The sequence below is a fragment of the Runella rosea genome, from assembly GCF_003325355.1.
GTDB lineage: Bacteria > Bacteroidota > Bacteroidia > Cytophagales > Spirosomataceae > Runella > Runella rosea.
This window is the reverse complement of the sequence record NZ_CP030850.1, coordinates 4,069,253-4,083,143: the sequence shown is the minus strand read 5'-3', so window position 1 is coordinate 4,083,143 and position 13,891 is coordinate 4,069,253. Positions and strand designations below refer to the sequence as shown.

At 45.8% G+C, this 13,891-nt stretch carries 8 protein-coding genes; 1 reads left to right on the top strand and 7 read right to left on the bottom strand.

Annotated features, from left to right (window positions below; genetic code table 11):
* Positions 1–119: 119 nt before the first annotated feature.
* Positions 120–2,147, top strand: a complete 2,028-nt coding sequence (locus tag DR864_RS17065; RefSeq protein ID WP_205319124.1) for a CHU_0125 family OmpA-like outer membrane integrity protein — start codon at positions 120–122, stop codon at positions 2,145–2,147.
* Between the two features lie 50 nt (positions 2,148–2,197).
* On the opposite strand, the gene DR864_RS17060 is transcribed toward DR864_RS17065, so the two are convergent.
* From DR864_RS17060 to DR864_RS17030, 7 genes are read right to left on the bottom strand one after another with little or no spacing between them, the layout of a single operon-like run.
* Positions 2,198–2,617: a DUF1801 domain-containing protein gene (locus DR864_RS17060; RefSeq protein WP_162793900.1), complete on the bottom strand. Its 420-nt coding sequence runs from the start codon at positions 2,615–2,617 to the stop codon at positions 2,198–2,200.
* 4 nt (positions 2,618–2,621) lie between these two features.
* A complete protein-coding gene (locus DR864_RS17055; RefSeq protein ID WP_114070333.1) occupies positions 2,622–4,583 on the bottom strand; it encodes a heavy metal translocating P-type ATPase in 1,962 nt (653 codons plus the stop codon).
* A 13-nt stretch (positions 4,584–4,596) separates the two neighbouring features.
* Entirely contained in the window at positions 4,597–5,220 is a 624-nt protein-coding gene (locus tag DR864_RS17050) for a hypothetical protein (protein ID WP_114068117.1), read from the bottom strand.
* Between the two features lie 21 nt (positions 5,221–5,241).
* Positions 5,242–7,638, bottom strand: coding sequence for a TonB-dependent receptor (locus DR864_RS17045; RefSeq protein WP_229599410.1), 2,397 nt, complete (start codon positions 7,636–7,638; stop codon positions 5,242–5,244).
* A gap of 35 nt (positions 7,639–7,673) precedes the next feature.
* Positions 7,674–10,829: an efflux RND transporter permease subunit gene (locus tag DR864_RS17040; RefSeq protein ID WP_114068115.1), complete on the bottom strand. Its 3,156-nt coding sequence runs from the start codon at positions 10,827–10,829 to the stop codon at positions 7,674–7,676.
* A 1-nt stretch (position 10,830) separates the two neighbouring features.
* Positions 10,831–12,633 (bottom strand): efflux RND transporter periplasmic adaptor subunit, encoded by a 1,803-nt coding sequence (locus tag DR864_RS17035; RefSeq protein WP_114068114.1) that lies wholly within the window; start codon positions 12,631–12,633, stop codon positions 10,831–10,833.
* Positions 12,630–13,868 (bottom strand): TolC family protein, encoded by a 1,239-nt coding sequence (locus tag DR864_RS17030; RefSeq protein ID WP_162793898.1) that lies wholly within the window; start codon positions 13,866–13,868, stop codon positions 12,630–12,632. The genes DR864_RS17035 and DR864_RS17030 overlap by 4 nt, the downstream gene beginning before the upstream one ends.
* Positions 13,869–13,891: the final 23 nt, after the last annotated feature.

The window sequence follows — 13,891 nt, the reverse complement described above, 5'->3', positions numbered from 1 at the left end:
TGGAATTTCGACTCCGTCAGGTTTTTTTATGCAACATTTGAGCACTATTTCGCGTTAAAGTTTAGCAGAAATTAATCATTTTGCTAACTTAGCCGCTTACGCATCGCACCCGACTTATTATGCAAAAGCATACATTCATATCCGGCTTGGCCTTTGTGGGTTTAATGGCCATTTTGACCGCGTGTAATTCTACACAATCTATTTTTAAACAGGGAGTTCGCAAGTTTGACAACGGTGAATACAGCCTGGCAATTAAGGATTTACAGACGGCAGTTACCGCTGGTTACGAACTTGGTCGTGCCAATTATCTCATTGCCGAATCGTTTCGCATGTCGAATCGTTTTGAGTTGGCGGTTCCGTATTATCAAAAAGCCTTAGAAAACGGGATAACCAATCCAGAAGCCCCCTTTAATTATGCCTTTGCGCTCAAAGCCGCAGGCAAGTACGCCGAAGCCGCCGCTCAACTCGAAAAATACATTGCGAGCAATCCTACCAATAAAGTAGCGACCGAAAAAGCAAACCGAGAGTTGTATACCCTCAAAGCAATTGAGATCATTCAACAGAAAAAGACCTTTTATCTGGTCAAAAACTTGGATAAACTTAATACTTCTGGCGCAGAATTTTCGCCTTTTGTGAAAGATGAAGACCTGATTTTTGCCGCTACCCGCAAAGCGACCTTGTACAAAAACAACGGGATGCCGATGACGGGAATTTATAAAGTAAAATTGGCCGAAAACTATGACGAAACAGGCGGCGAGCCAGAGGTGTTCAGTCCAGCCTTGTTTTTGGAGGGAGTCAATGAAGCCAACGTTACGTTTACCAAGGACGGGAAAACCGTTGTATTTGCTCGCGGAAATACGGGTAAAAAGAAAGGAGCCGCTGATGTAGATTTGTATCTGAGCCGCTTTGCGAGTAATAAATGGACCGAGCCGCGCCTGATTCCAGTCAGTGATTCAGCCGCTTGGGACGGAAGCCCTGCCTTTTCGCGCGATGGACGGACTTTGTATTTCTGCTCCAATCGTCCCGGTGGCGTAGGAGGAATCGATATTTATCGAGCCAATATGGATGCCTCTGGGCGTTTCAGTAAGCCGGTAAATATGGGTAAAGATATTAACACGCCTGGCGATGAGATGTTTCCGTACGTAGGCCCTGATGCGAAACTGTATTTCGCGTCTGACGGTCACCCGGGCTTAGGCAAACTGGATTTATTTGTGGCAACGCGTTCTCAAGGGGTAATTACCATTGAAAACCTCGGTGCCCCCATCAATTCCCGCTTTGACGATTTTGGATTAGTGTATGCCGATGAAGAAATGAAATACGGTTTCTTCTCTTCCAACCGCGAAGGAGGAAAGGGAGATGACGATATTTATACCTTTGAAGATGAAAGCGTAGGGTTGGATTCTAATCAAATTGCCGAGCTTGAAAAATTACCACTGGACGACCCTCGTCGCCGAACGGTTGGCAAGCCCGAGCCGCCTAAAATCGTCAATTACTACTTGGCAGGAACGGTTGCTTCCAACGAAACACCAGCCGCTTTGCTCGATTCGGTCATTGTAAAAATATTTGAAATCAGCGCAGATAGCTTGGTAGGCCAAGGCGTTTCAACAGGTGGTGGTGTGTTTGGTACGTTTCCGCTGGAAGAAGGAAAAGATTATTCGTTGTTGGTTGAAAAGCGGGGATATATCACTAAACGCGAGCCATTTACGATGGCTGGCAAGGCAATTCCGCAGATTTTCCGTAAGAAGCTAACTATGGACACTACCTTTTATGTAGCGCTGAAATTGGATCGTCTGTCGTTGAATAAAACGTTTGTGTTGGAAAATATCTACTATGACCTTAACAAGTTCAACATCAGGCCCGATGCGGCGGTTGAACTGGATAAGTTGGTACAAATCCTGAATGATAATCCAACCGTAAACATTGAGCTAAGCTCCCACACAGATGCACGCGATACGGATGCGTATAATAAGAAGCTTTCTCAAAATAGGGCACAGTCGGCGGTGGATTACATTGCTTCCAAAGGTATAGCACGTGAACGAATGGTGGCTAAAGGATACGGAGAAACTCAGTTGGTAATCAAAGATGCGAAGACCGAAGAGGAGCACCAGAAAAACCGTCGTACCGAGTTTACGATTTTGAGTTATTAATCAATTCAATTAGGAGAACTTATTGTGTAGCGACGCACCATCATGCGTCGCTACTTTTTTTTGCGCGTTCCAAAAATAATTTTGGCGAAGGTTTTCTCGGGCTGTGTTTCATTAATTAGAATGGCTTCCTGCACAATTTCCAGAAAGGCATCTTCTATGGCCTTGAATTCCTGAAGGTTACGCACCGTAACTCCCCGTATGAGCTTGCGGCCTTTATCTTCCAGCAATCCCTGCTCGTTTGACAACAAAAAACCTTTTACAAAGCCAATTTCCACGCCTTTCGTTTTGTGGATTTTTCCAAAATAACAGACATAGTCTAGGCAAATAAAAAAAATGGTATTGCTGTACATAAACTTTTCGCGCATTTTGGGGTGTGCGACGAGCAGTAACTGCCGAATGTACTGGAGTACTTGTCGGATTTCGGGGGTTTGATTGGCAAAAAAATCGTCGATGTCTGAATACTTGGTCATGTGGTTAGGAGAGGGTTTTGGATTGAATTCGGTAAGCATTCAAAATCGCCAATAACGCCACGCCTACGTCGGCAAAAACGGCTTCCCAAAGGTTGGCTACACCGCCCGCTCCCAGCGCCATGACGGCTATTTTTACGCCCATGGCCAAGATAATGTTTTGCCAAACCACTTGTTTGGTGAGTTTGCCGATTTTAATGGCGGTCACAATTCGGGAAGGTTGGTCATTTTGAATCACAATATCAGCGGTTTCGATGGTGGCATCCGAGCCTAAGCCGCCCATGGCGATACCCGCATCAGCAAGGGCCACGACGGGCGCATCATTGACCCCATCGCCAACGAAAGCGATGCGTTTACCCGCGTTTTTAAGCTCCTGTACTTTTTGTACTTTATCTTCTGGAAGCAAATCGCCGTAGGCGGTTGAGATGTGAAGTTGGTCGGCTATTTTTTGAACCACCGCCGCTTTATCGCCCGAAAGCATAATGATCTCGATACCCAGTTTTTTTAAGTCAGCTACGGTTTGGGCGGCATCTTCTTTTACTTCATCGGCAATGGTAATATAGCCAATATATTGATTATCAATGGAAACGGTGACGATGGTGTCAACGATTTGTTCTAGTTCGGTGGGATAGGTAATGTTGAATTTTTGCATAAGTTTAAGATTGCCGCACAGAACGTTTTGGCCATCAACAATTCCTTTTAAACCCTGTCCTGCGATTTCTTCTACCTGTTCCACGTTAAGTTGAAGTGTTTGGGTTTTGTCACGGGCATATTCAACGATGGCTTTGGCAATGGGGTGCGTTGAGGACTTTTCCAGCGCCGCTACTGTTTGAATAAATCCCTGTTTGTCAAGGCTTGTTTTTATTTCCTGAACCTTGAAAACTCCTTTGGTCAGGGTTCCCGTTTTGTCAGAAACAACGGTGCTTAACTCGGTCATTACATCCAAAAAATTAGCGCCTTTAACCAAAATTCCGTGACGAGAAGCCAGCCCAATTCCTCCAAAATAGCCTAGTGGAATAGAGACCGTTAAGGCACACGGACATGCAATCACCAGAAAAACCATGCCTCGGTACAGCCATTCTTTGAATTGATAGGTATCCACAAAAAAGAAAGGAAGGAGAATTACCGATAATGCCAAAAAGAAGACAATGGGCGTGTATACTTTGGCAAAGCGACTGATAAACAGTTGGGTAGGGGCTTTTCGGGCGGTGGCGTCCTGCACCATAGACAAAATGCGTGACAGCTTAGAGTCCTTGAAAGCGGTCGAAACCTGCATTTCAATGACCGTCTCTAAGTTAATCATCCCCGCCAATACGGCATCGCCAGCGCGTTTGGTAGCGGGGCGAGATTCTCCCGTGAGGGCGGAGGTATTGAAAGTGGCTTTTTCGGTGAGAAGTGTACCGTCAAGGGCGATTTTTTCGCCCGCTTTTACCATCAGTGTTTCCCCGATTACCGCGTCAGAAGGGTGAATTACCTGATGATTTCCATTTCTTATGACAGTAACAGAATCGGGCCGAATATCCAATAAGGCTTTGATTGAACGTTTGGAACGATTTACTGCCAGACTCTGAAACAGCTCGCCGATTTCGTAAAAGACCATTACGGCCACGCCTTCGCTGTATTCGCCAATGTAAAAAGCACCGAGTGTAGCGATTGACATCAACGTAAATTCATTGAAAAAATCGCCGCGTTTTATTGAGCGAAAAGCTCTTTCGAGGGTAGGATAGCCCGCCAATAAGTAGGCCGCCACCATCAGGCCTATTTCTACGGGTTGGGGTAATGTATAGGATAATACAAATGTTACCAGCAGAAAACAAATCAAAATAGCCAAGCTCAACCACAACCGCCAATAGATTTTCAGGAGACTTTCTTCAGGGGCTTTTGAGTGATTATGTTCGTGGCTTTGGGTAGGCTTATTGGCTTTTTCGGGAGCTTGTTGCGCCAAAGGTACACTATCGGTGTTTTTCATATAAATGCCTTTTTTAGAACTCAATAAAGAAATTTAAAATGGCTAACCCAATGAGTGTAAGTCCCGTAATAAGGTTCTCGTTATGCTCGAACCAGTGCGCATTGACCAACCGTAAACCACGGCTCGCTACCCAAACCATTAAGATCATTCCTGCCAACGTAACCACGTTGTAAATCAAAGCAACGAAGCCCAACGCCTGCCAACCCAACGCACCCGCACTCAGGAAGTAGGCGTTGATTTCCATGCAAGGCGATAAAAACATGCCCAAACAAAGCGACAAAAGCAGGGCCTTAAACGATTTGCCATTAATCGTAGACGGGTCAATGTGCTCATGAGCGTGAGAATGTCTAATATGTTGCATCAAGTACCAAAGCCCCAACATCAACAAGACCGCAGGAATAACGCTTTCGGCAAGTTCGTGATAGCTTTCTGATAATTCATAACCCGCGTATCCGATGATAAGCCCCAAAATGCTTGTGCTGACGGTATGGGCCAAGCCTGCGAGGGCCGTAACCGTCAGGGTGCGGCCTTCAGACCAGTGTTCGGTTTTGCCAATGGTCACAAAAGGTAGCCAATGACTGGGAATCAGCGCGTGTAAGATGCTTAAAATCAATGCGCCAAAGAGGATTTCATTCATGGTCGTTTAGCTTATTTCTTATTAAAACTTGCGATTATAGCCTACGCGCACTACCTGTGTTTCGTAATAATCAGTGCTTTGCAGTACAAAGCCATTTCCCGTAATTTTTTTTCTAATCTGCATGGTATTCAGTAAATCGGTAGCGTTTAAAAATACATCACCTTTACCTTTTTTTTGTACATTCTTCTTAATGCCTAAATCAAGAGAAAAGCGTTGTTCGATGCGCCCCTGCGGGATCAGGTCAGGTGCTAAATAAACGGCGCTGACCTGTACATCAAAGCCATTTGACAAATGCGCCAGAGAGTTCAGCTTCATGTTTCCAGATACGAGTTGCTGTTTATCGGTGGTATAGGTTGTGGGTACGGGGTATTTGTTGGTAACCGAAAATGCATTGATTGTATTTTGGTAAATATTGACACTTGCATTCAACGACACGGGTTTAGTAAGTTGCTGTTGCCACACTATTTCTATGCCAGTATTGTAGCTTCGTCCGATGTTCTGAAAGATGTTATATAATAAAACACTTCCCGACACTTGAGTGGCAATGCGTGTAATGGTACCGTCCGTGATTCGCTGATACGCCGCAGCATAAAGGTTGCCGTTTAGCCAATTGGTTTTATAACCTACTTCAAAAGAACTTGTAAACTGAGGTTTGAGGGTTGGGTTGCCAACTTTTATCAACTCGGGCTCATCATACTTGGGAAAAATACGAATATCTACCTCGTTGGGACGGTCTACGCGCCTGTTGAAAAAGAATGAAATTTTGTTTTTATCATTGAGCTTATAGGCCAGCCGCAAGTTCGGAAAAGGCTGTGTGTAGTTATATCCGTCACTTTTGTAGGTGTTATGGTTCGGATTTACTTCGTAATTGACTTTTACGTACTCGACACGTAGGCCGCCCTCCAATTCGATATTATCGTTCTCAAACACATAGTTTCCGTACAGGGCGGGAATGGTTTCGTAATAATTGGCCCAACCGCCAGCATTTACGTCCAACGGCGAATTTTGACCAGGAAAGAATTGCATATTGACCGGAATACTCCGTCTTCTCAACTTGACGCCCGTTTCCAGCTTGCCCTGCCGAAGCGGGCGAATGTAGTCAACGTTAAAGTCCGAAACTTGCTCATCCGACAGCAATTTGAAGGAGTCAGTACCTGTAGAAGCTGGCAGGGTGTTGGTAAAGAAGTATTTTTCATCTTCGCGGTGAAACGTATAATTATAATTGAAATTCAGCAAACGTCCTGGCTGTCGGAATTTATGGACAAACACTGCCGTGGCCATGGCGGTATATTTTACCTCATCCTCCAAAAATTGCCACAAACGATACCGATTGGAGAAATCTCCCTTAAAATAGGGATTATCGCCATTGTCAAGAATCTTTTCACGATTAAACAACCCCGAAACCGTCAGTGTATTGTTGGCATTAAAAGCGTAGTCCATCCCCGTTTTGACGGTGGCATAAGTGGTAGTCCGGTTACGTTTGATTTGCTGAATGATGTTTTCTCCCGTATCATAGGTCCGGGTAGAAAACTCATTTTTATTGAGCGTTTGGGTATAAAGCCAATCGCCCTGTAAGAATACATTGGCTTTGTGTTTGCGGTGATTGATGGAAAAGGAAGGATTCAGCTTAGGAGTATTCTGGAACTGTGGACGAATCTTAGGCAAGTTTTCTTTTCTAACCCACAAAGTGCCTAATCCTGCCGCTAAGCCGACTTTTCCGTTCCAACCGTACTGTTCATTTTTTTTGAAAATGATGTTGATAATGCCAGCGTTGCCGTTGGCATCGTATTTGGCAGAAGGGTTGTTGATGATTTCAATTTTTTCAATGGCCGAAGCTGGCAAATTATCAAGGCCTGTTTGACTGCCAAAGCCTGTCAATGCGGTTTGTTTGCCGTCAATCAGCACCACTACTTTATCGCTGCCTCTAAGCTGAATTTTACCTTCCTGTGAGGTAGTAATGCCTGGAAGATTATTCATCATTTGTAATACTGAGCCGCCAGTTTGACTGATATTATCGGTGGTCATAAATGTTTTCTTATCCATTGTGCCCGCAATGCCCTGTTGCTGCGCCACTACCTTTACTTCTTCAAGTGTCTGGCTGTCTTCAGGCAAGTCGATGGTGCCCAAGTCTAAAAAGTCGCTCAATTGCCCCACCGATACCGTTTGCATGGTAACCTGATACCCTACAAACGAAGCCGTCAATTTGTATTTGCCTTTTTTGACGGAAGGCAGCGAAAAAATCCCTTCTTCATTGGTGATAGTCCCGACCACAAAAGCACTGTCGATGTCGGTTTTCAATACAATATTTACAAATGGGAGCGCTGCTTTGGTTTGGGCATCCCTGATTTTGCCCGATAGAACAGTTCCTTTGGTTTGCGCCAAAAGTGCAGATGTGCAAAATGTAAGAATGAAAAGCAAAATTGAGGAGGCTTTGTTAACCATTGTGATAGAATTTAACTTAAAATATCTTGCCTGTTTTTTAGGGAAAAATAGGTTTCCAATGCTTTTTTACCAAACGTATAGAATACCACGGGTGTCACAATAATATCCAAGAAAGTACTCGAAAGTAGCCCCCCTAGAATAACCGTTGCGACAGGGTAAAGAATTTCTTTGCCCGCCGCTTGTGGGTCGAGCGTGAGCGGAACGAGCGCCAAGGCTGCTACTAGGGCAGTCATTAATACGGGTACAAGCCGTTCGAGTGAGCCTCGGATAATCATGGGTTTGTCGAATGTCTCGCCTTCTTTTTCCACCAGGTGAATGTAGTGGGAAATCATCATAATCCCATTTCGACTCGCGATGCCCGTGAGGGTGATAAATCCAACCAGCGTAGCAACCGAAAAAGTGCCGCCTGTAAGCATGACCGCTACCACGCTGCCAATCAACGCCAGCGGAATATTGAGCATGATTTGGAATACGATGGCGATGGATTTGAAATGCGAATAAAGCACCAAAAAAATGGCCAAAATCGAAAAAACAGCTAAAAATATAATCAATTGTGAGGCCGACTCCTGACTCTCAATCAGGCCTGAATACACAATAAAATAGCCTTGAGGCAACGGCACTTTGCTCATTTTCTGCTTGATTTCTTCAACCGTACTCCCCAAATCACGTCCCTGCACATTGGCCGACACTACCATGCGTCGTTGGGTATTTTCGTGTACCACTTGATTGACGGTCATGGTTTGTTCAATATCAGCGATTTGGTGCAGCGGAATAAGCTCACCTTCGGGCGTGGAGATTTGGGTGTTTCGGATGGCTTCTAAATTGCTGCGTTCGCGCTCGTTGGTGCGAATCAGGATGTCAAATGATTTTTGCCCTTCGTAGATTTGTCCCGTTATCTTTCCGTTATAAAATACTTCCAATTCTTCGGTGACTTTTCCTGCCTGTAATCCAAAGCGTTGCAGGTCATTACGTCGTACCCTGATCAACAATTGGGGCACCAGCGTTTGGCGTTCGATGGTGAGGTCGGTTATGCCCGCTACTCCTTGCATGGTAGCCTGCACTTTCTGAGCAGTAGAGCGCAGTTCGGCCAAATCGTTTCCGTAAATTTTCAACACAACCTGCGCCTGAACCCCCGACAGCAAATGCTCAATGCGGTGAGAAATCGGTTGCCCCACGCCCACGGAAACACCCTTTAAAATGCTCAGCTTTTTGCGAATATCGGCAATAATTTCGCTACGACTTCGCTCAATATCAGGCCGTATCGTGACATCAATTTCCGACCGGCTGACGGGTTCAACGTGTTCGTCCAACTCGGCCCGTCCAGTTCGACGGCTGGCGTATTCGACTTCGGGAATTTGCAGCATCAGTTTTTCGGCCAGCGTCCCGATTTTATTAGATTCCTCAAGTGAAGTTCCCGTGGGGGCAATCAAATTAACAGTAAAAGCGCCTTCATTAAACGGTGGCAAAAACTCAGTTCCAAAAAAAGGAATCGTTCCTAAAGAAATTAAAATCAGCACAATAGCGGTGCCAATAATGGCTTTAGGCCGATTGAGCGACCAATGAAGCAAGCGAGTGTCTTTTGTTTTTAACCATTTTACCAAACGCGTGTCGGTTTCGGAGGTGGCTATTGTTGAAATTCGATTCCAAAAGCCTTTTGACTGTTTACTAGCACTTTTTATTTTTAAAAAATAACTACACAAGACGGGCGTAAGGGTGAGAGAAACAAACAGCGAAGCGGTAATGGACGTAATGTAAGCAATGCCCAAAGGGGCAAAAATCCGCCCTTCGATGCCTTCCATATAAAATAGCGGAATAAAAACCAGCACCACAATGACCGTGGCATAAACGATAGAGTTGCGGACTTCAGAACTGGCTTCATAGACCACGCGTAAGGTAGATTTGGGCGTATCGAGTTGCTGGTTTTCGCGCAGACGTCGAAAAACGTTTTCGACATCTACGATGGCGTCATCTACCAATTCGCCAATGGCGATGGCCAAGCCACCCAAGGTCAGGGTATTGATGGATAAGTCAAACACTTTGAAAATCAGGGCAGTAATGACCAGAGACAAAGGAATGGCAGTCAGGGTAATGACGGTAGTGCGGAGATTCATCAAGAATAAAAACAGCACAATGACGACCAAAATGAACCCATCACGGAGCGCTTCTAAAACATTATCAATGGAGGCTTGAATGAATTTGCTTTGCTGAAAAATGGATGGATTTATCGTAATGTCTTTTGGTAGGGACCGTTGAAGTTCGCTACAGGCTTGCTCAATCTGCTTCGTGAGGCCGACGGTATTTGCGCCGGGTTGTTTTTCTATGGCCAATATCACGGCGGGCTTTCCGTTGATGCTGCCGTCGCCTCGTTTGAAGGCAGAGCCAAATTTGACATCTGCTACCTGCGATAGCAGAATCGGCACACCGCCCTGACTTGTCACCACTGTATTGGCCAAATCTTCCAACGATTGGGCGCGGCCAATGTTACGAATCAAAACCTCGCTTCCATACTCATAATAAAAATTCCCCGACGTATTTTGAGAGGCTTTTGAAAGCGCATTTTCAACTTGGTCCAAACTCACCTTGTACTGCTTGAGCCGTTGACTTGATACCTGCACTTGGTACTGTCTTCGTTCCCCGCCAATCGGAATAACTTGAGATACACCTTTGATACTCAATAGCCTGCGTCTAATGCTGAAATCTGCCAACGTCCGAAGGTCGGCGGGATTGGTGGTGTCGGCGCTTACACCTACGTACATGATTTGGCCCATGACGGAGCTGATAGGGCCCATAATGGGCGTGATGCCGTTGGGAAGTTGCACCGTTTGGAGCTTTTCGGCCACCAGTTGACGGGCTTTGTAAATTTCAACATCCCAACCAAATTCCACAAACACCATTCCTAATCCGATGGCAGAAGTGCTTCGGACGGTTTCTACGCCTGGTGCGCCGTTCAGGGCTGTTTCGACGGGCAATACCACCTGTGTTTCTATTTCTTCGGGTGCTAATCCATTGGATTCCAAAAAAACAGTCACCCTAGGTCGGTTCAAATCGGGTAACACGTCGATGGGAAGCTGAAGGCTTACGTACACGCCATAGACCAATAACATTGCCGATAATGCGATGACCAATAGACGGTTATATAACGAAAATTTGATAATTCTGTCGAGCATATTACCGATTTATAAAGATCATTTTTAATTGATACGCCGAAGCCACCACTACTTTATCGCCGTTGTTTATGCCTTTGAGAATGGTGGTAAAATCGCCGTTGTTATGGCCCGTAGCTACGTATTGAATTCGGTAGTTTTCAGGGGATTCTTTGACGAAAACGCAGGGTTTTCCATTGACTTGACTTAGGGCCGAATTGGGTAGTGCTAAAGTGTTGCCATTTGCTTTCCCCTGAATTCGTATCGACACAAACTCGCCAATTTTAAAATCACCTTCGGGGTTTTCTACTTCAAAAAGTGCTTTTTGGGACTGATTGGCATTGACCGACTGTGCGGCGGATAACAGTCGCACGCGGGTTGTACGGTGTTGCCCCGCTTCTCGTTGGCAGATAACTTCGTAGCCCGTGGCGGAAAGGAGGCTCTCGGCATCGCGTTCAAATAGCTGTGCTTCCACGTATACTTTGCCTACATTGGTCAGTTGAAAAACTGTATCTCCCGTCCCAACGGTAGAGCCAATAGCGATACTAAAGGGAGAAACCAGCCCGCTGATAGGCGCCACAAGCGGAAAACGACGATGGGTACCTTTGCCGCCTTGGGCGATGTCGTTGAACACTTTGAGGTTTTCCTGCGCTTTTTGCAAGCGTGCGGCGGCTTCTGAAACCTCACGCTTAGCGGCTATGTCTTCGACTTTTTTGAGGCGGTCATATTCTCGTTGGGCCACCGAAAGTTCGGCTTCAAGGGTATTACGCTCTACTTGGAGATTCACCAGTGCTGTTGCGTCCAAAGTTTGTTCTACGATAGCTAAGGTCTGGCCTTTATTTACTTTTTGGCCTACCCGCACATTCAACGAAATGATTCGCCCAGGTTGGGGAGGTTGTACCACGGCTAGCCCCGTGGAAGAAGGAATAACTGTACCGTTGAGCTGCGTAGTAGGAACAAAACCGCCCGCGCTGACTGGTTGGGTCAAGACTTCAAACAAAAATTGGGTTTCTTTCGGTACTTCAAATACATCGGTCAACGTTGCATTGGCCTGATGTGTATTTTCTCCCTCGTGGTCGTGGTCATGTTGAGCAGAAACAGGCTGATAATTGGCGAGAGGCAAAAGACAAAATCCTAAAATCAGGGTGACAAACAATGTTCGATTTCGGCTTTTCATGACCAAAAACATGATTCCTAACCCTAACAAAAGCCCGCCAGCAAAGATGCCCCAAGTTCGCCAATTTCCTAAGGCTACCTGCCATCCGTTGGCTTCGTCGTGGACATGAGCACCTTCGTCATGGCCTACCCTGATTCCTTTTAAAAGAAGTATATCAGGGCCATTAGTGCCGTTGATGGCCAACGTGAGCGTAAAAGTTCTATCGCGGGAGAAAGTGGCGGATACTTCGTAAATTCCTGATTCTTTGGGGATAATGTCAAATTTAGCCTTGCTGTCCAATGAAGTCGTCAATTTCAATGATGCGCCCGCAATGGCTTGATTGGTGGTAGGGTCGGCGAGATAAAGCGTCATTTTTTCGGCTTCGCCAGCGTGAAGGTGTTCGTATTTCAGCACTGCTTCATACTTGCCTGAAACTGCTTCAGATTTTTTTAGTTTTACCTCTTCCGTCTTGGCCGTTTCTTGGCCGTGGCTGTGGCCGCCGTCACCGTGGTCATGGTCGTGCTGGGCATAAATCATGGTGGGAATAAAAGCGAAGTGAATCAGGAGAAATGAAAAAAGCAGCCAATTATTGATTTGCCTTTTGCTCTTTTGTAGCCGTTCTGTCGGCTCTTTTTTGCTCGTGCCTACTCTTTTGTTCGATATGTTTTTCATAAGTTTCCGGTCAAATAATGAATGGCCAATACTGCTTGATTATAGTTTTGTAGGGCTTCCAAATAGCGAAGTTTGATGGCGTAGGCGTCGTTGGTGGTACGTAAAAAATTGGTGTAGTCGGTTTGGCCGTTTTCAAAAAAACGCCTTGCCGTGCTAATAATCGCGTCGGCTTGGCCCAATGCCACGGTTTCGTAAAAAGTCAGGGAATTGGTGGACAAAATCAGGTCATCTTGTGCTTGTTGCAATGCTGAGCTAACCGTTTGTTTTTGTACTTCGGTGTTTTGTCGGGCTATCTGTTGCTCAGTTTGCGCGGCATTGATGCGACTTTTATATTGCCCTGCCCACAGCGGAAGGCTGATTCCCGCTCGCCAGCGGAATCCAAGAGAGGCTTCTTGCGTGCCTTGGTTATAATATCCTACCATAAAACTGGGCATAGCGTTAGCGCGCTCCACCTCAACGGCTTTTTGAGTAACGTTTTCCCATTGCTGTGCCACCTGAACCGCTGGGTTTTGGACAATGTTTGAGGTATCCAATGCTGGAGATGTAAGTTTTACTAAAGGCGTGAATAGGGAAGTAGAAAGCGAAATTCCTGTCAAAATCTCTAATTGTTTTTTCTGACTCGCCACCTGAAGTCCCGCCACCCGTACCTGATTTTTTACCTCTGCTGCCTGCGTTTGGGCGTATAAAAGCGCCAGTTTATCAATGATTCCCGCATCAAAGTTGCGTTGTGCCGCTTGGCTAATTTGGGCGTAGACACTGTCTTGCGAAAGCAGTTGCCATTGATAGGCTTCGGCCGATTGGATGGCATAATAGATGGTGTGGGTGCGGTATTTAAGGTCATTGGCGGTGATAACCTGTTCTTTTTGAGACAACAGTATTTGCTGCTGCTGTTGTTGATATTGACGACCGTACACCGTAGGAAAGCGAAACGATTGCTGGATACCAATGGTATAAAAAACACCCGTTGGGCTATCAAACGTCAGGTCAGGATTGGGGACGTTACGCGCTGCACCCAATAATTGTTGGTTGCGCCGCACGGCCAATGCAGAGGCTTTGATTGCTGGATTTTTGTGCAAAGCGAGATTGACGGCTTCCTCCACAGACAGCCTGACTTGCCCAATAAGGAGAGGGCTAAACTGCATTGCTAATCCAAAAGCGAGAATGGATTTTTGCCAATAGTGTTTCATTGAAAAAAGCGGCTCCAATCCCAAGGAGCGCGTTGGTTCGTACTTCAATGAGGAGGTGTTTTTCCTCAAAA